Source organism: Leptolyngbya sp. FACHB-671 (assembly GCF_014695745.1).
Taxonomy (GTDB): Bacteria; Cyanobacteriota; Cyanobacteriia; order Elainellales; family Elainellaceae; genus JAAUTN01.
In genome coordinates this window covers 23273-44569 of record NZ_JACJOV010000058.1, presented here as the reverse complement: position 1 = coordinate 44569, position 21297 = coordinate 23273, and the positions used below count along the sequence as shown (strand labels likewise).

Annotated in this window: 20 protein-coding genes; 9 read left to right on the top strand and 11 right to left on the bottom strand. The window is 49.5% G+C overall.

From position 1 onward, the window contains the following. The first annotated feature begins 179 nt into the window (after window positions 1–179). The gene (ileS, locus tag H6F93_RS06115) at window positions 180–3119 is read left to right on the top strand and encodes an isoleucine--tRNA ligase (protein ID WP_190679719.1); all 2940 of its coding nucleotides are present in this window, start codon (window positions 180–182) and stop codon (window positions 3117–3119) included. Between the two features lie 32 nt (window positions 3120–3151). Here the strand turns inward: ileS and H6F93_RS06110 are convergent, their stop codons facing one another. Further along, window positions 3152–4117, bottom strand: coding sequence for a hypothetical protein (locus tag H6F93_RS06110; RefSeq protein WP_190679718.1), 966 nt, complete (start codon window positions 4115–4117; stop codon window positions 3152–3154). Between the two features lie 300 nt (window positions 4118–4417). Between H6F93_RS06110 and H6F93_RS06105 the strand changes: the two genes are divergently transcribed. The 3 genes from H6F93_RS06105 (at window position 4418) to H6F93_RS06095 (ending at window position 9791) form a co-directional block, all read left to right on the top strand. Further along, a complete protein-coding gene (locus tag H6F93_RS06105; RefSeq protein ID WP_190679717.1) occupies window positions 4418–4594 on the top strand; it encodes a hypothetical protein in 177 nt (58 codons plus the stop codon). A gap of 417 nt (window positions 4595–5011) precedes the next feature. Beyond that, entirely contained in the window at window positions 5012–7660 is a 2649-nt protein-coding gene (locus H6F93_RS06100) for an ATP-binding protein (RefSeq protein WP_190679716.1), read from the top strand. 361 nt (window positions 7661–8021) lie between these two features. Next, window positions 8022–9791, top strand: coding sequence for a protein kinase domain-containing protein (locus H6F93_RS06095; protein WP_190679715.1), 1770 nt, complete (start codon window positions 8022–8024; stop codon window positions 9789–9791). On the opposite strand, the gene H6F93_RS06090 is transcribed toward H6F93_RS06095, so the two are convergent. Then, entirely contained in the window at window positions 9774–10718 is a 945-nt protein-coding gene (locus H6F93_RS06090) for an ATP adenylyltransferase family protein (RefSeq protein ID WP_190679714.1), read from the bottom strand. The genes H6F93_RS06095 and H6F93_RS06090 overlap by 18 nt on opposite strands. A 209-nt stretch (window positions 10719–10927) precedes the next feature. Here H6F93_RS06090 and psaI point away from each other — a divergent pair, with 209 nt between their 5' ends. Both psaI and H6F93_RS06080 read left to right on the top strand, forming a co-directional pair. Continuing rightward, a complete protein-coding gene (gene psaI, locus H6F93_RS06085) occupies window positions 10928–11041 on the top strand; it encodes a photosystem I reaction center subunit VIII (protein ID WP_190679713.1) in 114 nt (37 codons plus the stop codon). Between the two features lie 83 nt (window positions 11042–11124). Beyond that, window positions 11125–11610 (top strand): photosystem I reaction center subunit XI, encoded by a 486-nt coding sequence (locus H6F93_RS06080; protein WP_190641915.1) that lies wholly within the window; start codon window positions 11125–11127, stop codon window positions 11608–11610. A 158-nt stretch (window positions 11611–11768) separates the two neighbouring features. Here the strand turns inward: H6F93_RS06080 and H6F93_RS06075 are convergent, their stop codons facing one another. The 9 genes from H6F93_RS06075 to bioB all read right to left on the bottom strand — a co-directional run bounded on the left by H6F93_RS06075 (window position 11769) and on the right by bioB (window position 16695). Beyond that, on the bottom strand, window positions 11769–11888 hold the full coding sequence (locus H6F93_RS06075) for a photosystem II reaction center protein J (protein ID WP_190641914.1): 120 nt from the start codon (window positions 11886–11888) through the stop codon (window positions 11769–11771). A gap of 88 nt (window positions 11889–11976) precedes the next feature. Next, window positions 11977–12102, bottom strand: a complete 126-nt coding sequence (gene psbL, locus H6F93_RS06070; protein ID WP_190641913.1) for a photosystem II reaction center protein PsbL — start codon at window positions 12100–12102, stop codon at window positions 11977–11979. 8 nt (window positions 12103–12110) lie between these two features. Continuing rightward, window positions 12111–12245 carry a cytochrome b559 subunit beta gene (gene psbF, locus H6F93_RS06065; protein WP_190641912.1) on the bottom strand — a complete coding sequence of 45 codons (135 nt, stop codon included), beginning with the start codon at window positions 12243–12245 and terminating at the stop codon, window positions 12111–12113. Window positions 12246–12387: 142 nt separating this feature from the next. Next, window positions 12388–12633 carry a cytochrome b559 subunit alpha gene (gene psbE, locus H6F93_RS06060; protein WP_190641911.1) on the bottom strand — a complete coding sequence of 82 codons (246 nt, stop codon included), beginning with the start codon at window positions 12631–12633 and terminating at the stop codon, window positions 12388–12390. 159 nt (window positions 12634–12792) lie between these two features. Beyond that, window positions 12793–13806 carry a photosynthesis system II assembly factor Ycf48 gene (locus tag H6F93_RS06055; protein ID WP_190641910.1) on the bottom strand — a complete coding sequence of 338 codons (1014 nt, stop codon included), beginning with the start codon at window positions 13804–13806 and terminating at the stop codon, window positions 12793–12795. A gap of 60 nt (window positions 13807–13866) precedes the next feature. Further along, on the bottom strand, window positions 13867–14232 hold the full coding sequence (locus H6F93_RS06050) for a rubredoxin (RefSeq protein ID WP_190679712.1): 366 nt from the start codon (window positions 14230–14232) through the stop codon (window positions 13867–13869). Window positions 14233–14354: 122 nt separating this feature from the next. Continuing rightward, the gene (gene lspA, locus H6F93_RS06045) at window positions 14355–14849 is read right to left on the bottom strand and encodes a signal peptidase II (RefSeq protein ID WP_190641908.1); all 495 of its coding nucleotides are present in this window, start codon (window positions 14847–14849) and stop codon (window positions 14355–14357) included. A gap of 74 nt (window positions 14850–14923) precedes the next feature. Further along, entirely contained in the window at window positions 14924–15508 is a 585-nt protein-coding gene (locus H6F93_RS06040; RefSeq protein ID WP_190679711.1) for a biotin transporter BioY, read from the bottom strand. An 83-nt stretch (window positions 15509–15591) separates the two neighbouring features. Continuing rightward, on the bottom strand, window positions 15592–16695 hold the full coding sequence (bioB, locus tag H6F93_RS06035) for a biotin synthase BioB (protein WP_190641906.1): 1104 nt from the start codon (window positions 16693–16695) through the stop codon (window positions 15592–15594). A gap of 694 nt (window positions 16696–17389) precedes the next feature. Here bioB and H6F93_RS06030 point away from each other — a divergent pair. From H6F93_RS06030 to H6F93_RS06020, 3 genes are all read left to right on the top strand, one after another. Beyond that, on the top strand, window positions 17390–19498 hold the full coding sequence (locus H6F93_RS06030) for a BamA/TamA family outer membrane protein (RefSeq protein WP_190679710.1): 2109 nt from the start codon (window positions 17390–17392) through the stop codon (window positions 19496–19498). 474 nt (window positions 19499–19972) lie between these two features. Further along, complete coding sequence (locus H6F93_RS06025) at window positions 19973–20221, top strand: hypothetical protein (RefSeq protein ID WP_190679709.1); 249 nt, start codon at window positions 19973–19975, stop codon at window positions 20219–20221. 288 nt (window positions 20222–20509) lie between these two features. Further along, window positions 20510–21292, top strand: coding sequence for a class I SAM-dependent methyltransferase (locus H6F93_RS06020; RefSeq protein ID WP_190679708.1), 783 nt, complete (start codon window positions 20510–20512; stop codon window positions 21290–21292). The last annotated feature ends 5 nt before the right edge of the window (window positions 21293–21297 follow it).

Below are 21297 nucleotides of genomic sequence, written 5' to 3'. Positions count from 1 at the left end.
TTTTCGACCAGGTTAATCCAGGATTGCAAGTCCATGCTTAGAATCGGGGTCAAGAAACCGTATCAAGAAAGTTGAAGCTTGAGGAGCTTCTAGCTCATAATGGTTCGATAACTCACAGTTCGATCTTTTATCGTTCGAGCGTTCACTTAGTTATTCCCCTAAACTATCCCCCGGCGATCGTGACAGAACCAGGAAGCTACAAAGATACCGTTAACCTGCCCAAGACTCAGTTTGATATGCGGGCCAACGCAGTCAAACGAGAGCCAGAACTGCAAAAATTTTGGGCAGACCACCAGATTTACGAGAAGCTTTCTCAAACCAATTCGGGGGAGCCGTTTATTTTGCATGACGGGCCGCCCTACGCAAATGGGGCGCTGCATATTGGTCATGCGATGAACAAGACGCTAAAAGACATCATCAACAAGTATCAGTTGCTCAAGGGGCGCAAGGTTCGCTATGTCCCGGGTTGGGACTGTCACGGGCTACCAATCGAGCTAAAAGTGCTTCAGGCGATGAAGCCAGAAGAACGACGGAATCTGACCCCAATCGAATTGCGCCATCGCGCTAAAGAATGGGCTTTGGGGCAACAGCGGCAACAGTGTGAGAGCTTCATGCGCTATGGCGTTTGGGGCGACTGGGAGCATCCTTACCTGACGATGACTCCAGAGTACGAAGCGGCTCAGATCGGTGTATTCGGACAGATGGTGCTGAAAGGCTACATTTACCGGGGACTGAAGCCGGTGCATTGGAGTCCCAGTTCACGCACAGCTCTGGCAGAGGCAGAATTGGAGTATCCAGAGGGGCATACCTCGCGTAGTATCTATGCAGCGTTTCCAGTGGTGAGCCTGGCGGAGTCGGCGCAGGCGTTCTCCCCCTACCTTCCAGAATTGGGCGTGGCAATCTGGACGACAACTCCCTGGACAATTCCAGCGAACTTGGCGGTGGCCGTGAATCCGGAGTTGACCTATGCGGTGGTTGAGATCAGCGAAAAGGATGTGATTGCCGATGACTTAGGGGCGATCGCCCAACAAGCGACAGAAACAGGCAAGGCTTCCGGTATCTTTTTCCGCTACCTGATCGTCGCCAAAGAACTGGTTGAGCGATTGTCTAAGTTATTGAATGTCTCGCTCACCGTCAAAGCCGAACTGCCCGGAAAAGCACTGGAACTTTCCACCTATCGCCATCCGCTGTTTGAGCGGGAAAGCCCGATTGTGATCGGTGGTGATTACGTCACAACGGAATCTGGAACGGGGTTAGTCCATACGGCTCCCGGTCACGGTGAGGATGACTTTAGGGTCGGTCAACAGTACGGGTTGCCCATTCTTTCACCGGTTGACGATGCGGGTAACTTTACCGCAGAGGCAGGACCATTTGCTGGACTGAACGTGCTGAAGGACGCAAATGGGGCAGTGATTGAGGCGCTGATGGAAGCAAAATCGCTGCTTAAAGAGGAAACCTACGCCCACCGCTATCCTTACGACTGGCGCACAAAGCAGCCGACAATTTTCCGAGCGACGGAGCAGTGGTTTGCTTCGGTGGAAGGCTTCCGGGATGAAGCGTTGAAGGCGATCGCCCAGGTTCGATGGATTCCCGAACAAGGTGAAAACCGGATCACGGCAATGGTGGCAGATCGTTCTGACTGGTGCATTTCCCGTCAGCGCAGTTGGGGTGTTCCCATTCCCGTGTTTTATGACGAAGAAACGGGCGAACCGCTGCTGAACGAGGAAACGATCAATTACGTTCAGTCCATCTTTGCTGAAAAAGGCTCCGATGCCTGGTGGGAACTTCCAATCGAGGAACTGCTGCCCGAACCATACCGCAGCAACGGCCGCAGCTACCGCAAAGGGATGGACACGATGGATGTTTGGTTTGACTCCGGTTCCTCTTGGGCAGCGGTAGCTGAACAGCGCGAGGGCTTGCAATATCCCGTGGAGATGTACCTGGAAGGGTCAGACCAGCACCGGGGCTGGTTCCAGTCCAGCTTGCTAACTAGCGTAGCGACGAATGGCTGCGCTCCTTACAAAACGGTGCTGACTCACGGTTTTGTCCTGGATGAGCAGGGCAGGAAAATGAGTAAGTCACTGGGCAACGTTGTCGATCCGAGTGTGGTGATTGAAGGCGGCAAAAACCAGAAAGCGGAGCCGCCCTACGGTGCAGACGTGCTACGGCTGTGGGTGTCGTCGGTGGACTATTCCTCGGACGTGCCACTGGGTAAAAACATCCTCAAGCAAATGTCGGATGTCTACCGCAAAATTCGCAATACGGCGCGATTCTTGCTGGGCAACCTGCATGACTTTGATCCGGCAAAGGATGCTGTTCCTTATGAGCAACTGCCTGAACTGGATCGCTACATGCTGCACCGGATAACGGAGGTGTTTACGGAAGTGACGGAGGCATTTGAGAGCTTCCAGTTCTTCCGCTTTTTCCAGACGGTGCAAAACTTCTGCACAGTTGATCTGTCTAACTTCTACCTCGACATTGCCAAAGATCGGCTGTACATCAGTGCAGCAGATACTCTCCGTCGCCGTAGTTGTCAGACTGTGTTGGCAGTGGCAATCGAGAACCTGGCACGGGCGATCGCCCCTGTCCTTTCCCATATGGCGGAAGACATCTGGCAATTCATCCCCTACTCCACTTCTCACGAGTCAGTATTTGAGTCGGGTTGGGTGAAGCTAGAGGACGAGTGGAAAAATCCTGAACTGGCAGCATCCTGGCAGCAGCTTCGGCGCATCCGATTTGAGGTGAACAAAGTACTGGAACAGGCGCGGGCAGAAAAGGCGATCGGTTCTTCCCTGGAAGCAAAGGTGCTCCTATATGTACCCGACCTGGAGCTACGCCAAAAGCTGCAATCGATGAATCCGACAGATAGCCTCAGCAGCAATGGGGTTGATGAACTGCGCTATCTATTCCTCACCTCTCAGGTTGAACTGCTACACAGTCCGGCAGCGTTGGCTGACCTGAAGTATCAGTCACAGTCTGATGCGCTCGGTGTGGGTGTGGCAGATGCCGACGGGCAAAAGTGCGATCGCTGCTGGAACTATTCCATTCACGTGGGTGAATTTAAGGAGCATCCGCTGTTATGTGAGCGTTGTATTCCGGCTCTGGCGGGCAAGTTCTAGAGCGGGCAAGTTCTAGAACAGAGGCAGCAAAATTAATTGGCGTAAAGTTCTTCTGGGCCGTCGTGAGTGCAACTGTCTTTGACAAACTCGGTCGGCTCAGGACAGCGGTAGGCTGCTTCCAGATGAACCAGAGCAATGACCCGACCATTCAACCTCAAAACTCCCCAAGAACTAGGGGTGGTGTTGCGGATGAAGACTCCAGTCAAGGCAGCAGTTGGGGCAGCGGCTTGCTCAGCAAAAAGTTGGTTGACTGCTTCAGTTTCTAGCTGGGTTGGAAAGCCAAAGTAATACTGCGGCTGTAGGAGAAATCCTCGTTCTTCGTTGTAGGCGATCGCTTCCGCATCAAGTCTGTAATATCGATAGGGCTGCTGAGCTGGAATCAACAACGCTAGGGAAGGACTGTGCGGAAAGGAAACGCTCACCGCTTGAAATAGCTGTCGCAGTTCACCCGGCGAAATTGTATTGGTTTGAATCGAATTCAACAGAGACGGGGTAAACAATTCCAAAACTTGAGGCAACGATTGATCGAGATCTTGTTGAATTCGGTCAAATTCAAGGCTTGCTTTCTCAAATTCTTCTCTTTGCCTTTGCTCAGTTTCCTGGCGGTCAAGTCGCGCAACAACATTTCCCCGAACTCTGTTTGCCGCTTGCAGTCCAAAAAATAGCACGATGGCTACAACTCCCGTCAGAGGCACCAGACGGTTTAACTTGCGCTTTAATTCAGGTGAAACTTGAACATCGGGTAGCTTGGCACGGCTAGCACTTGCTTCAGCAAATAGCGTAAGGCTGAGCAGAACGTGGATCACGATCAGCGTAAAAGTTACCCACGCCATACCAATGACTAATGCCCGGACGTAGATTCCTATCGCGTCAGGAAGAATATCCCATCCGATAAATTCGTCAATTGTCCATAGCAGCACACCAACACTAGATAAAGCTAAAGCACAAACGACTAGATTGGTGATCAGTCGAAGCAAAAATCGATGATTGAATAACATGACAACACTCAAAGGAAGTTAGCGGTTGAGTGAAGTCGATTTTTGGTCATTGATCAGTAGCTGTTCACAAATGACAACGAACAAAAATCAGAAAAGTTACTGCACTCAACCAGCAGTCGCTATAAGTTATTCCTGCTTTTGCTTCAGTTTTTGGAGTGTATTCTCAACATCTTGATGGAAGCTTTATAAAAGCGATTCAATGGCTGTAAGGACGTTTCACAGAAATAGTCGATTAATCAGCAAAAACTGTAGATTAAGTTAGACACGGAAACCTAGTGTTTACAAAAATTTTGAGTTGGGTTGCGCTCTGCTCCACTCAACCTACGCGATACTTTTAAGCCGCATTTGAAATTTGGCGCAGTCGGCAAAAACGATGTATTGAGTCAGATTGTTGTCAACGAGCATCAGGGGGGTATCGTTTCATTGGCGATCGCACGGGCATGGGCAACTTCGTCAAACCAATTTTTGTCGGTCTAACCCGGTTAGAACCATTCTGAGGATCAGCATCATATCACAGCGCCTGCCTCTCCAATTCAGCGCTAGCTTGAGCAATACTTGATTAACAAACTATTTGATGAACATTGCCCTAGACGATCATCTACCAGTTAGAATCGTCTGCGTATTGCTTTGTATTGCTTTGCCCTAAATTCCCTGTTGATCAAGTCCCAAGGTTCTCACTTTCTCTATTGCAATCTTAGATGGCTCGTGACAGACGCACCCAGACGGCATGTGCCTCTCATGACCCGCTAGTCGTTAAGACTGGCTTGGAACTACATATGCCCCAGGATTGGAGATTGAATTTACTCTGTTTTTTGGCAGGAGTGCGGCTTTGTCGTAGAAAAGCAGATTTAGTTCAGTCCGGATCCTCATCATTTAGAAAGCGGATGCGTGCTGGTGTTGCTGAAACGTTTGATTCCAATTTTTCGGAGTTCCTATAAAATTCCTCTCCAAACTGCTCTGGTATTGCCTTTTACACTACAAGTTGGGCTTGCGGTTGGGCTGACCTGCTACTTTTCCTTAAGAAGTGGTCAGAAAACGGTTGATCAAGTGGCCACCCACTTAACCGACGAAGTTTCCATGCGGATTCAGCAGCAAGTTGCTGTCTTAATGGAAACGCCTCACATCGTTGCTCAAACCAATGTAGATGCGCTGCGGCTAGGTCAAATTGATCTGCAAAATGCAGCTCGCCTTGAGCGTCACTTTTGGAAGCAGATGCAGTTGTTTCCTAATTTGCGCCCGATCGCCTTTGCTAACCAGCAGGGAGAAATCCATGCAGTCGATCGCCTGAAGGACGGCACGCTGGTGATTCGTGTCATGGATGAATCAACTGGCGATCGCTACCACACCTACATAGCCGATGAACAGGGCAAGCGCGATCGCCTGGTTAAAACAGATAATACCTTTGATCCGCGAGAGCGTCCCTGGTACGTTGCTGGTGTCCAAGCTGGAGGACCCACCTGGACTGAAATCTATCCCTACTTTTCTTCCTCAGATCTGGCCATCAGTGCTGCTCGCCCAGTCTACAGTGAGACGGGTGAACTTTTAGGCGTTACCAACGCCACCCTGTCTCTCTCTCAGCTTTCCAGCTTTTTACAAGAGCTGGAAGTTGGTCACTCAGGGCAGACCTTTATCATCGAGCGAACAGGAGAGTTGGTAGCAAGTTCAACTTCAATGCGGTCTTCTTTGCCTGCTCAAGCTAGGCAACGGCTTGCAGCGGTTGACAGCGAAAACAAAACTATCCAAACAACGGCAGAGCATTTGCTCTACCACTATAGCGATCTGGATGCAATCAAACACCGCGAGCAGCTTGATTTTGAAATGAACGGTGAGCGACAGATTGTACAAGTTACTCCCTTCAGCGATCGCTACGGTCTCTCCTGGCTCGTCGTGGTAGTCGTGCCAGAAACTGATTTTGCTCCCTACATTGGTGCCAATATCCGGTCTACTACGCTGTTGTGCCTGATCGTCATGGTAGTGGCAACCGTAGTCGCAGCACTTACCTCTCAATGGATTGCCCAACCCATTCAACGTCTTAGCCGATCGTCTAAAGCATTAGCAGAGCGAACGATGTCCTCGTGGCGTTGGCAAGAGTTAAGTCAGCCCACCCAAGCCACAGGCATTTATGAACTAAGTGTTCTGGCACAGGCGCATAATCAAATTGAGGCTCAGTTAAAAGACTCTATCACCGCATTAGCCAAGGCAAATGAGCAGCTAGAAATGCGGGTCGAGCAGCGAACAGCTGAACTACAACAGCGTACCAATCAACTCCATCAAGCCTTGCAGTTTGAGGCGCTGCTCAGGCGCATTACTGACAAAGTCCGGGACAACTTGGATGAAGCACAGATTTTGCAAACCGCTGTGCATGAGCTAGGGCAGGAATTATCAGTTGCTTGTTGCAATGTTGGAATGTACGACGCTGACAAAACTGCTTTCACGATTTGCTACGAATATACGACCTTGCCTGATTGTCGGGGAGCCACTCTTGCGATCGCCGACTCTGCCAGTCCCGCTGTTCATCAACAGCTTTTGTCGGGGCTGTCCAGCCAGTTCTGCTTTAATACCGCAGATCCTCTCCGATTAAGAGAAAAGCCTTATGCCATACTGGCGTGCCCGCTTCTAGACAATCAGGAAGTTTTTGGGAATTTGTGGTCGTTCAAGCCGAAGGAGCAAACATTTACTGACCTGGAAGTGCGGTTAGTTGAGCAGGTGGCGAATCAGTGTGCGATCGCCATTCGTCAGTCTCGCTTATTTCAATCGGCTCAAGCTCAAATCGAAGAATTGAAGCAACTGCATCAGGTTAAAGATGATTTCCTGAATACGGTTTCTCATGAGCTTCGCACGCCGATCTCAAATATGAAAATAGCCATTCACCTGCTCAGAATTGCTGCTACGCCAGAGCGAAACCAGCAATATCTAGACATTCTGCAAGCCGAATGTGCGAAAGAAACAAACCTGATTAATGACCTGCTAGATCTACAGCGCCTAGAGTCAGAACATTACTCCATCACCCCTGAAACGATTGTTCTACAAGACTGGATACCAGACGTGATTAGCCCGTTTCTGACCCGATCGGGCGATCGCCAGCAACATCTTCAGGTTAAAGTTCCAGCTGACGTGCCGCCAATCACTTCAGACCCGAACGTCCTCGAACGGATTTTGGCAGAACTGCTAAATAATGCCTGCAAATATACCCCATCGGGTGGTGAAATTTGGCTGGAAGTTAGTCACGCTGAGAATTATACTCATGTCAATTCTGTCCTCGCATTTACAATTAGCAACACCGCCGAAATTCCAAAGGCTAACATTTCTCGCATTTTTGAAAAATTCTACCGAATTCCCAACACTGACTTCTGGAAGCAAGGAGGTACGGGGTTAGGACTAGCACTCGTGAAAAAGCTCACAGAACAGCTAGGAGGAACGCTCACGGTAGAGAGCCAGCAAGGGCAAACCACGTTTACTGTTTTGTTGGCAGGAACGAGCGAGGAGAAGGGCTCAAGAGAGATAAAGGATGAGGAGGTCCGAGGAAGTAGTCTCTTACCCTAGCTCCTAGTCCCCAACTCCTAGCCCCTCTTTTCTCTCTTGCGGAGTAACTCTCGTGGAATTTTTTGCAGCAAGAGTTTCATTAGTATGGAGGGGAGCATTTTCTGAAGGATGAAGGTTAATTTGAGATAGAGAGCAGGTTCTACCGCCCGATCGCTTTGCCTTACCCAATGTTGTCTATGTTTGCTGTGCTGGACCTCAATGGTTAGCCCTTTAGCACAGAGATATTGCTTGACGATGGATACCTTTACACATGAATTTTGCTTCATGTTCAGAAGCATCCTATAAAACAGCAGTCTCGTATAGCAATGGGAAGTAATTAAAGCTGTTAACTGTTGAATTGTGTGCGATCGCCCAACCCTTGATGAAAATACCAGTGCCAGGCGATTTACTAGACAGGCGTTACCGAGTGCTTCGCACTTTGGCAAAAGGGGGATTTGGGCAAACCTATGTTGCTGAAGACACTCGCTTACCTGGTAACCCCTGGTGTGTGGTGAAACAGCTCAAACCTGCTAGCGATGACCCCAAAGTTTTAGGAAATGCCAGACGGCTCTTTTTGACCGAAGCAGAAACGCTACAGAAGCTCGGCAAGCATGACCAAATCCCTCAACTACTGGCCTACTTTGAAGAAGAGGACGAGTTTTACCTGGTCCAGGAACTCATTGAAGGGCACACGCTAACGTTTGAGCTGCGCCAAGGCAAAAGCTGGAGTGAAATTCAGGTTTGTCACATGCTGCATCAGGTGTTGAGTGTGCTGGCATTTATCCATCATCAGGGGGTCATTCATCGCGACATTAAACCCGACAACTTGATTCGGCGGCGGCATGACCACAAGCTGGTTTTAGTAGATTTTGGCATCGTCAAGCAGGTAGTGGCGCAGGGGCAGCCCAAGACGACTATTGTTGCGGGTACACCGGGCTACATGCCAACAGAGCAATGTTTGGGAAAACCACGCCCCAGCAGTGACCTTTATGCTTTGGGAATTATTGGCGTGCAGGCACTGACTGGACTCAGCCCATCTGATTTGCCAGAAGACCCTGACACGGGTGAACTGATCTGGCAACCTCTGGCTCCGGTAGGTGATGAGCTGGTGGCAATTCTCAGACGCATGGTGCGGTTTCACTTCAAAGACCGTTATCAGTCAGCCGAAGAGGTTCTGCAAGCAATTGAGCCGTTTTACAGCCGCTACAGAGCCGCAACCCTACCTTCCTTAATTGAACAGTTTGATGCAGCTCCTAAAGAGTTGGGGCAGCCCGATGTACTTTCTCCAACGGATGCAGTAGAACTACCTCCGCTGCCCGTACGAGGGGTCTTTTCAGCGGTGACAGAACCAGACTCTACGGTAGTTTGGCAGGACTCGGTGGGATCTGATGTTTTGCCAGAGTCACCCGCAGTTGAGGAGCCAGAGTCTACAGCGTTTATGCTGCCCGTTTCTCTCAACGATTCGCCGCTGTCACCCCCAGAGGATGTGCTTCCGGTGGAGCAAACTGATAGGGAAACGATGGCGATCGCCCCCCTCCCGACTTCCGCCACCCCTCGCTGGCAAGCGTTGGTTCCTTCTCAGCTGCGTTCCGCTCCTCTAAAGATTGTGGTGGGGGCAGGTTTAAGCGTGATGATTCTAGCGGCAGCTGTGATCGCTCATTTTGCCAATATTGGCGCTGAGCAAACTGCCCGCATCACCGACCCAACACCAGACACTGACTCCCGCCCAATTCCCCTCGTGTGTGATGAGTCACCGCTGCCGCCGCTGCCCTCAGGGGAGCCTGACTATGAATATTCTGATGGCGTAGCTTATTACGGCTCGGTTGGGGATGGTGATCTGCCAGCCGACGGCAGAGGCACCATGATTTTTCCAAATGGCTATCGTTATGATGGCGAATTTCAAAACGGCAAGCGTAACGGCTGCGGCACGCTCACCTTTGAGAATGGCAGAAAGTATGTGGGGCAGTTTGAAGACGACCAGTTTAGTGGGGTAGGAGAGTGGATCTTAGAGAGTGGCGATCGCTACATCGGTGAGTTTAAAGACAATCGCTGTGATGGTAAAGGCAAATTTATCTTTGCCAATGGTGAGACGGCAGAGGGAATCTGGCAAGACGGCAAACTGCAAGGCAGTGACCTATCGTGCGATCGCTAAAGCAACGTTTTGCAAAAGAGTGAGTGGACTGCACTCTTTTAGAATCTGCATTTGCTCCGGGTTTCGGACCAGCAGTGCGCCTGCAAATCCTAGCGAGTTAACTTCGATCGAGTTGAAACTGGATTGCGATCGCGGCACGATCAACATCCACTCTCGCGTCGCTAGTAGGTTATAAGGCGCTGATTGTCGCGTTCCTGTGATTTCACCTTCTAACAAGCCAACAGCCCGCAGCAATGTGTGATAGCGTTCCAGTGTCGCTTTAGCGGCATCCAGTGGAGATGCCATCTCACCTTTCCAACGGATTAACGCATGGCGAAACGGCAGTTCTGGAATCGTGCCAATTGGATGCTCACTCCCCATATGCTCAAACTGAGCTGCAGCAAACAGGGACTCAATTGGCACTCCCATTCCATCGGGTGCAAACGGCATTGGCACGAGTTGCAAATGCTTGTGCCGCTGGCTGGCCCCTGCCCTCTGCCCTGCGTTGTAGAAGACGAGTCCATCGACCTCAGCCAGGGTGATCCACATTGCTTCAAAGTCCTGTAAGTTGAGCCAGTCCTCCTGCTCTTCAAACGCCCGCGTAATGATCAGCAAATGATGGTCAACTACATTGAATTTGTTTAGCAAACACAAGTGAGTTGTAGAAAGATTGGCAACAAACAAATCCTCTTCGTAGGGCAAGAACGGGTTGAAATCCTTGTTGGAACTTGCTTTTGGAGTTTTTTTCTGCGCTTCGTCTTTGCGAACTAGATTAGCTACGGTGCGAACAATAAACCGAATGCCTGCTTGCTCAACAAATTCGCACGCTGTGGGAATGGATAGAAGTGCTTTGTGGGCGATCGCCCACTCAGTCTGTTCTCTCACTCGTTTCCATAGACTTCCAGGCTGCAACAAGTGTATCTCTTTCGCATTCTTTGCGTTGACCATAGTTCGGAAATTGACAGTTCAAAGATTGATGTTCGGAAATTAGCGTTTGAAGATTGGCGATCGGAAATTGGAAGATTGAAAAATGAGCGGCAGTTCTCAGTCACTGACCAGGCGACAAATTTTGTTAAAAATCTTTAGCAATCAACAATTTGCTCTCATTTCACAGTAGATTCTGTTCTAACGGCTTTTTCTAATTAGGAAACTTAGTTATGGCAGCCTCATACTTACCCTCGATTTTCGTTCCCATTGTGGGCTGGGTCTTTCCCGCTGTAGCAATGGCACTGCTGTTCATTTACATCGAACGCGAAGACTCCCCCACCTGATAATAGCTGCATCGCTAGCTGTATCAGATTTTTCCTCGCAAACGAGATAGGCATTACAGAAGAACACTTGGAGATACCTAAATATGACAACAGAAGTAGTCAAGCCTGCTGGTGATCCTCAGATTGGCAACCTGGCCACCCCGATTAATTCCTCGGATTTCACAAAAGCATTCATCAACAATCTGCCCGCTTACCGAGCAGGTCTGTCTGCTCAGCGGCGGGGATTAGAAATCGGCATGGCTCATGGTTACTTACTGTATGGGCCATTTGCTTTCACTAGCCAATTTCGCAACTCCAACGTTGCCGACATCGTTGGCTTAATTGAGGCAGTGATTTTGGTAGTGATTCTGACGATCTGTTTGTCGCTTTATGGCAGCGCAGGCGTGAAGAAGCCAATTGCTACCGTCACCACGCCCAATCCTCCTGAGTCTCTAGGCACTTCAGAGGGTTGGAGCGAATTTGCAGGTAGCTTTTTGGTGGGTGGAATCGGTGGCGCAGCGTTTGCTTATCTGATCTTCCAGGTGTTTGAGTCTGGAGTGCTGCAAACCTTCGGCAACTTGGTTGGTTAGTCTTACATAACCATCCTAAACATAGCCATCCTAAATGGTCTTTGAAAGCACCCGCTCCCTGAGTGGGTGCTTTCAAAGTTTATGAAGCAAATCAATCAATAAAAGAGGCAGGGTTAAACCCTGCCTCCCTTTTGTCTTTCTAAAAGCTGACTCAGTTCTTAGATTGAAGAACCTAAACCTGCGTAAGCACCGTAGAAGAAAAGTCCTAAAATTGCGAGTGCGCCTAAGCCAGCGACTGTTGCGACTACCCACAAAGGAATTCTGCCAGTTCCAGACATTGTTTTACCTCCTAACTCACACGAAACACAGCACGAAAAATAGAGTCAAACTAATTTGAAATTCTCCTTAATGGAGAACTATCTTAAGCTAGTTGAAAAAGTAGCTTGAAAACAAAATGCCAAGTACGAAAACCAACAGCAAACCCAGGTATAGAGAAGTTCTATTTAACTCGACTGGTTGCTTGTTGGGGTTTGAACTTCTGGTTGGTGGCATGGACCCTCCTAACGGTGAATAAACTGCATTGATGCGATCGCACCCAAGAAGAAAATCGTCGGAACCGCAAGGGTGTGAACGGCTATCCATCTAACGGTGAAAATTGGATAAGAAACGGGTTGATTAGGGCTGTTGCTCGTCATAGTCTATCTTTGTCACTCGTGAAACTGTTGTGCAAAACTGCTGTCCAATAAATCGTTTAACTTATTGGCTGCCATCAAATAGGCTGTCTGCTTTAAGCTGGAGTTTTAGTTGGAAACCTGTACCAACTCCTGCCATTAATTTCTATCGGATAAACTCTTCAATTTGCTGTTTACCTTCAAAACGGTCTTGAACGATGGGCACTTCTTGGCGAGTTTGAGTGTAGTATTCGTTAGGTCTAGGTGTGCCAAATGCATCATATGCCAGACCTGTGCTAACAAATAGCCAACCTGCAATAAACAGTGCGGGAATGGTAATACTATGGATTACCCAGTAGCGAATGCTAGTAATAATGTCAGAAAACGGACGTTCTCCAGTAGTACCTGCCATTCAAGTTCCTCCCAATAACAACTGAATCCTGATCTATATCATACGAGAGTAAGCAAAGAGTCACAAGCAAACCTAGTCCTAACTGCAAACCTAATTTAGATTTGAGAAGCGTTCAAAACCACTAGCTTTGTGCTTCTAGGAAATAGTTTGCTCTAGCTTCTAAGCGGCTTGCGATTGAGGTTCATATCTCAACAGCGTACCGCGTTGACCTAAGATGAATCCGCGCTCCGGTGTAACAAAAACAATCCGGTACAGATTAGATGGAATGTTCTCTACACCCCGATCTTTTTCCCAGGTCACACCGCCATCGGTGCTGCGGAGCAAGTTGCCACTGCCTCCAGCCACCCAAACTTCTTCGGGTGTGCGATAAGCCAAGTCGAGCAATCCCCAACTGGTTGAAAATTCTGGGTTGGTTGCTTCATCCCATTCTTCAGTGCTGTTGGGTTCGCTAAACTGGACGATTCCACCTCTAGCCAACAGCCACAAGCGACCGTCTCGGCTAAAGCCCATGTTTTGAAGCTTCCGAGAACTGGTGCGGTTGTGGGGTTGCCAAGCTTCTTGTCCGGGTTCCCAGGTTGAGTAGAAGTTACCACGGGCTGAAACGGCAACGTACTTGCCATCGGGCGATCGCGCAATATTCCGCAATACCCCGACTGCCTCTTGCACCATTGCCTGCCAGGTTCTGCCACCGTCCTCAGTTTGATAAATCGCGCCGATGTCGGTGGTCATCTCAGCCGACTGTTTCGCCAGAGCGGTAATGGTGTTGGGTGAACCCGGCAATTTATCGCTGAGGGGCACCCGTAGCCAGGTCTTACCGCCATCCGTGGTGTGTAGTAGGATTGCAGGTTGACCCACGACCCAACCTTCCTGGCCGGAAAAGCTGACCGAGGTGAAGCTATAAACTTGCCCCTCATCGAGTTCTAGCGCACGAGGTTGCCAGGTTTGTCCACCATCGAATGTTTCTAGCAGTGTAGAACTCTTTCCAACCAGCCAGCCATGCTCCAAGTCATCCGTGAAGGAAACGTCAGAAAGGGTGGCTTCAGTAGAAAGCGCAACAGGCTGCCAGGAGTTATAGCTAATGGACGGTAAAAAGGACCTGGTACAGCCAGTACAAAATAAGACCGCTGCTAATAATATTACAATTCGTTTCAAAGGTTTCAGGATCGGGTGCATCAGAATTTGGTTCAACGGTTTTCAAATAGCTTGGTCAAAAGAGTTGGAAGGGTGATCGCCCTACTGCAACCCATAGAGGCTGAGGAAAAACAAAACGCCTAACGCCAAGGCACCAAAAATCAAAAGGTTCTTTTGACCGGGCGTTAGAGTATTTACACCTAATCCGTAACGAAGATTTTCCTTGAACCCAGAGGGATTTCCCACTGGTCCAATATTGCTAAACTGCCGGGTAGAAGCATTGCACACCGGGCAGCGCCAGTTTGAAGGCAACGCTTCAAAGGGTGTGCCTGGAGAAACGTTGCGCTTGTCGTCCCCTTTGGCAGGTTCATAGATGTAGCCACAAGCACCACATTCATGGCGATCTAGCGGCTTTGGCTCAGTAGACTCGACAGTGTCAGGATTTTTTGGATCAGCTTCAGTACTCATGGTTACGCATACCTAGAGGTGGACTGGACAACAGCCAACACTAGCCAAACTTAAATATCTGTTAAAAATCATTCTATACAGAACTTAACCACAAATCTAATTTTTCTCAGATTTTCCTGGCTTCATTTTTCTGTTTTGCCACTTGAGCGTGGCCCGTTTGAGCGGGGAGGGTTATAGAAAACAGCGATAAGCAGACAAACAATGCCGATATTAATAAAGACATCCGCCAGGTTAAAAACAGGAAACCGAACCAGGCGGAATTCTAAGAAATCTACGACTTCTCCAGCGGCAAAGCGATCAATGCCATTTCCTAAAGCGCCTCCCAAAATGAACCCGTAGCCTGCCTGTTCCCAGCGATTCATCACAGGTCCAAACCAGGCGAGCGCCATCAGTCCCAGGCTTACACCCAACGACAGCCAGCGCAACCAGCCACCTGATTCGCTGAACAGGCTGAATGCAGCTCCGGTATTGGTCACATAGGTGAAGTGGAACACGCCATCCACAACCGGGATAGAGTCGTTCAATTCCATTGCCTGCACGACCCAGTATTTTGTGATTTGGTCTAGCACCAAACCCAGGAAGGCAGCAACCCAGAAAAATTGGTTCTTAATATTCATGAATGCAGACTAGAGGGTTGCCGAACAAAATTTCTACAGTTAAGTAGCTAACCATAATAATTGAACATCTTTACCTAGTAGAACATGAGATGTCGCAGTGCAAAGGCGAGAACTGTGACGGCACACACTACAGCAAGCTGTCCCGGAATCGGATAAATAGAGAAGTTTAAGACTGCTTGAGGAAAGGATAGGGCGTTAATGTCAACCCAGCGCAACATATAGGTTGCAATCAGATATCCCAATCCCGTTGCGTGAATGGTGAATAGCCCAGACAGGCAGCTAAAGGCGAGAGATTCCAGGCGTGACGGCAACCGAAATGCGAATGACCCACAGACCCATGCTCCCGGAATGAAGCCCAACAAGTAGCCGAAGCTGGGCTGATAAATGTAGTCCAGCCCACCCCCCTGAGTAAACACTGGAAATCGGGTTAAGCCCAGAATCAGATAGGCAATTTGTGAAAGGGCGGCTGCCCGCTTCCCGCCCAGACATCCAACTAACAAGACGGCCCCTACCTGAAAGTTGACTTGCAGGGAATAGGTTTGTACGCCGTCTTGACTCCAGTTCCAGGGGAGGTTGGTGGTGAACGCTTCCAAGAAGGTGCCACCGATGGTGAGAATCAGACCGATTAAGGCCCACAGGAGTTCGGTGGGAGGGGTCACTTTCAAATCAGAGGAAGGGGCTAGGAGCTAGGGACTGGGGGCTAGGGGTTTGAAGGTTAATTTTTTGTGCGAGACACAAAAAATTAACCTTCTTCAAATGCTGGAACGGGAGCTTCGCCGCCCTGGAGTCCGAGTTCCTGGAGCATGGCTTGGTCTTGCTCCGGGGGTTGTCCGAGGGTGGTGAGGTAGTGCCCGACTAGCATAGCGTTGATGCCTGATCTTAGACCAAGCGTTTGCAGTTCGCCCATGACGGCTTCGCGCCCGCCTGCGTAGCGGATGATCTGCTGGGGCAGGATCAGACGAAAAATAGCGATCGCCTTCAGCGCTTCATACGGATCAAGTTTGGGGCGATCGCCTAGAGGAGTGCCCGCTCTGGGATTGAGCAAATTCAGCGGCACCGATTCGACTTCTAGCTCACGCAGAGACAGCGCCAGGTCAACTCGATCTTCCCAGCTTTCGCCCATGCCCATGATGCCGCCCGTGCAGGCTTGAATGCCAGCGGCTTTGAGGTTTTTGATAGTTTGGACGCGATCGCGCCAGCTATGAGTGGTGGCGACATTGGGAAAGAAGTTTTCTGAGGCTTCCAGGTTGTGGTTGTAGCGGGTGACTCCGGCTTCTCGCAACGCTTCAGCCTGTTCGGGGGTGACTTCACCCAATGCACAGCAGGGCTTGACATTGGTTTCTGCAATCACTTGTCGAACGGTTTCTAGAACTTGCTCGAACTCGGCAGATTTGCTGTATTTAGGCCCACGCCCCTGACTAACCAAGCAAAACCGTCTGGCTCCGGCGGCTTCGGCTGCCCTGGCTTGAGCCAAAATTTCCTCGGTTGGCTTTAGTCCATAAACGGGTGAGTCTTCTCCAGGATGGTGAGCCGACTGAGAGCAAAAGCCACAGTTTTCTGAGCAGTTGCCAGATTTGACATTAATAATGCTGCACAGGTCAACGATGTTGCCACAGCAAGCTTGCCGCACGCGATCGGCTGTCTCGCACAGCAACAAAATGTTCTCTTGACCTTCGATTTGAGTCAGGGCGATCGCCTCTTCACGACTGAGGCGGTGTCCGGCAATGATGCGATCGCTCAGTTCTCTGAGCTGGTTGCTGAGAGGCTGCTTGTTCGGAGACAGTGTTGCACTATCGGAATGCTGCTCCGAATCTACAGATAAAGGAGATAAAGGGGTTTGAACCACGTTCTACCTTCTGGTTACAATGCTGAAATTTTACGTTCTAGAGATTGTCCCACACAAGCTATTTGTTACATCTGTTACTTGCTTAAGACCAAAGCTGTGCTGGTGGATCGTTAATAGGAACTTAGACAAAAGAAAATCGGTCAGAGTAAATAACATTTCGAACCGTTTGAACTGCGATCGCCACCCTTTTTGATTTGTAACCCTAACTCAAAACTCAAAGTCTAGAAATTAGAACTTGAGTTGTTTTCGTCACCTCTGTCCGTCTCGAATTTTCGTCACCTTTCACCCTAACTTACGCCACAGATTCTTACAGCAATTTCTACTTGGATAAACCACAAATCCCTGTAGGGGCAGTTCGCGAACTGTCCCTACGCTAAGGTCCGCTGCCTTTAGATAGAGCGCTTAAGCCCCTAGTTTTGCTTGCTCTACAAGCAAGGGCGTGATCTCTGATTTTGGGCAGGTCTTCCTGTATAGTTGGCTGATAAGATCTTTGCTTTGGCAGAGACAAACAGTTTTACTGTTTTGCTAATTCATCAGGCAAGGATGAATTTTATCAGTAGGTATCATTATCTGATTTGAGCAAGGCAAATTGAGTCATTTGGGCAATGGATGAATGAGTTGGGTTGAGACGCGAAGAAAAGGGTTGAGCGATTGAGTCCGGAGATTTCAATGAATTTCTAGAGTTGAAGCCGCTATGCGTGTTCCTGTTTTCGCGTTTTGTACTTTAGCAATGTTGTCGGTTGGAGAAGTGAGGGCGATCGCGCTTCCAGAGATGCTGATGGCTCAGGAATTTTCTCAAACGCCTACCGAGGCTGCTCCGGGTAGCCAAATTCCTTACTATCAGGACTACCAGCCAGCAGCCAGCAGCGCTGCCCCAATGGCAACGCCTGCGGCTGCTAGCTCAACTGCGGAAGCAATGTCTGACGCTTCTCCAGCATCCTCGTCAGACAGGACTGCTCAATCTCCTGATTTTCCTAGCCCAGTTTTGCCGTCCACTCCGCCTGCTATTGCTCCCGCGCAAACCAGTCCACCTCCGCCAGTTAATCTGTTGCCCGAAGATGTCGTGGTGACTGCGACTAATGTTCAGGTTGTGGGTGTGGAGCCAAACCTGCGACAGATCGTTCTAGAAAACATTCAAACGCGACCGGGTGGGGCAACCAGCAATACTCAGCTTCAGAGTGACATAGCAGCAATTTTGGCGACGGGGCTGTTTGCCGATGCGAATGTCACCAGTTTTGAGAACCCGGATGGGTTAAGTGTAGTGTTTTCGGTAGAACCGATTGTGGTGCGATCGCTTCAGCTTGCAGGGGCGCGAGTGTTGCCGCTAACCGTGGTCAACCAGATCTTTCAACCGCAGCTAGGGCAACCCGTTGACCCAACCGCATTGAGGCAAGCCGTTCAGCAAATTAACCAGTGGTACGTTGAAAACGGCTACACCCTGGCGCAGGTGTTGGCGCTGCGTCCTAGCCCTCAAGGGGTTGTCACCGTTGAAGTGTTGGAAGGTGTGATTAGTGATATCAACATTCGCTTTGTGAATGAGGAAGGCGGCACTGTTGATGAGGATGGAGAACCGATCGAAGGACGCACTCGCGAAGACTTCATTCGCCGTGAACTTCAGCTTCAGGCCGGACAGGTATTTAACGAGAATACGGCTCGGCAGGATTTGCAGCAGCTCTATGCCCTGGGTTTATTTGAAAATGTAGACATTTCGCTCGGCGGCACCGCGCAACAAGTGGATGTCACCTATAACCTGGCGGAGCAACTGTCTCGTTCATTTAATGTGGGCGGTGGCTACAACGATGATAGTGGACTGTTTGGTACCGTCACTTATCAGGATCAAAACTTTGGCGGTGTGGGTGAACGCATCAACGCGGATGTGCAAATCTCTGCCGAAGATTTTCAGTTTGGCACAAACTTCACCAGTCCCTATCGAGCCAGCAATCCCGATCGCCTGGGCTACAGCGTCGATGCGTTTCGCCGACGCACGCTTTCTCGCACGTTTACCGATGAAGTGCTGTTGCCGAATGGCGATCGCGTTCGAGAAGGACGATTTGGCGCGGGCGCTTCTGTCTCACGTCCCTTAGGGGAGTGGGATGCCGAATTGGGGCTGAACTACACCCGCGTCAGTTTGCGTGATGGTGATGGCGAAATTTCTCCTCGTGATGAGGAAGGGAATCCGCTCAGCTTTAGCAATACGGGCATTGATGACCTGACGACCCTAGAGTTTTCAATGACGCGCGATCGCCGCAACAATCCAGTGAACCCCAGTGAAGGAAATGCCTTAACGCTCAGCACTGAGCAAACCATCCCCATTGGCAACGGCAGCATCTTTGGCAATCGCCTTCAGGCAAACTACGTGCAGTATGTTCCCGTCGATGTTTTGGAGTTGGATGAGGCAACCGATCGCAACCCTGAAGTCTTAGCGTTTAACCTTCAGGGTGGTACAGTGCTGGGTGATTTGCCGCCCTACAACGCCTTCAACCTGGGTGGAGCAAACTCAGTTCGCGGCTACCGGGAAGGCAGAGTGGGTACGGGTCGCAGCTATGTCCTGGCATCAGCAGAATACCGTTTCCCCGTCTTTGATCCAGTTGGGGCAGTGGTATTTGCTGACTTTGCTTCTGACCTGGGAACGGCAGATGAAGTCTTAGGAGAACCGGGCAATGTACGAGACAAACCCGGATCGGGATTTGGCTTTGGAGTTGGCTTGAGAGTCCAGTCACCTTTGGGGCTGATTCGGGCTGACTACGGAATTAATGATGATGGGGAAGGAAGACTACATTTTGGTTTTGGTCAACGGTTCTAAAGGGCGATCGCGAGGTGTACAGCAATTTCCACTTGTGTAAGCCATAAACTCCCGTGAGGGCGGTTCGCGAACCGCCCCTACACTAACGTGCCTTTTCACTTCTCAAAAAGTCTATCACTTATTACCTTGACGAGATACCGTTCACTCAGATATGCTCTCACGTTAAGGTTGTCATTTTTACTCACGGCAACCCGACTACACCCGAAAATCTAGCGCCGCTCAAAGCTGTTGCGAGCAGCAATGAGCGACTGACCCCCAAACTGCGGTACCAGTCTGGCGGCTAATGGTGAATTTTAACACTCCCTTAGCCACCCCGACTTGTCATGTCAAAAAAGCCGTTGTTTATCCTTCAGAACATGAAAGTGAAAATAAACTCACTTTTAGTTCTCTCACTGGGTTTGTACAACGTGTTGAATTAGTGCGGGGTGGCTAGGTTTTTGGGGTTTCCTCAAAAACCTCAAGGAGTCACAACTCATGTCTCAATGTTTCCTGGAATCTCCCAACGTATCCCCTGTTGAGAGAGAAATTGCCGCACTTCAGAATAGTGGGCGCGATCGCCTGCGAGTTCTCATCATCGGTTCTCGCGATGGTGTAATCGAAACAATTCACGACTTATATCATCGAGGCTTTGCTGAAGTGAATGCGTGGAGTCCACTGTTACCTGCACCCAGTTCTGGTGAAGTGATGAGTATTTTGACACGCGATCGGAGAAAGGGAGAGTAGAAAGAGAGGGAGGAGGGGGCAATCGCGCCCTCTTCCTTGATTCATTTAACGGATTCTGCACCTCAAGCTCACCCAATCTGATGCACAGATATGAATTCAGAGTAGTCTTCACATCTTTATGCCCCAGTAGTCATGAGGTGCTGAGATTCTGAATTTATGCGGAAAGTTTCTATATAACCTCCGCAAGCAGAGGTACTATACGGCTTTCAGTTACCCATCGGGAGTGTACTTTGGTGCTGTTTAGGGGTGGTAAATAATAAGCAGGTGCTAAAGATTTGAGGAGGCGGGATGGCATTCTACGATGTGATTGGTAAAACCTATGCTCAAACAAGAAGAAGCGATCCACGCATCACTAAAAAATTGCTAGAGATTTTGGCATCCTCACCAGCTTCTACGATTGCGGATATTGGTGCTGGAACAGGTTCTTACGCAAGTGTTTTGGCTGAGCATGGGTATCGTGTTTTTGCAATTGAGCCATCAGAAACTATGCGGAGTCAGGCGATCGCTCATCCTGCAATCGAATGGATGGATGCATATGTGGAGAACTTGCCGCTATCCGATCAATCTGTGGATGCAGCTATCATCATGCTTGCTTTCCACCATTTTCCAGACTATCGGCAAGCATTAAACGAGATGCATAGAGTTGTAGGAAACGGACAAATGATATTCTTCACCTACGACCCAGAGATGATCTCCAGCTTCTGGTTGACTGAATATTTTCCCTCATTCATTAGAGATGTTGAATCCACATTTTTGCCAATTCTAAAGTTGCTAGAGGAGATTCAATCGATTACGGATAGTGTAGCAAATGTGATTCCCTTTCCTTTGCCAAATGACCTATCAGATTCATTTGCAGCAGTGGGTTGGGCGCGACCGGAACTGTACCTAGATAGTGATATTCGCAATGGTATCTCTTCGTTTAGCAAGATTGATGATGATGAGTTAAATAGTGGTCTATTCCGCTTAAGCGAAGATTTAGAGAGGGGCTGGTGGGATCGCAAATATGGGCATCTACGCCAGCAAAGCGAGTATGATGTCGGCTACCGCTTTTTTCATCGCTCAGCCGTATAACAATT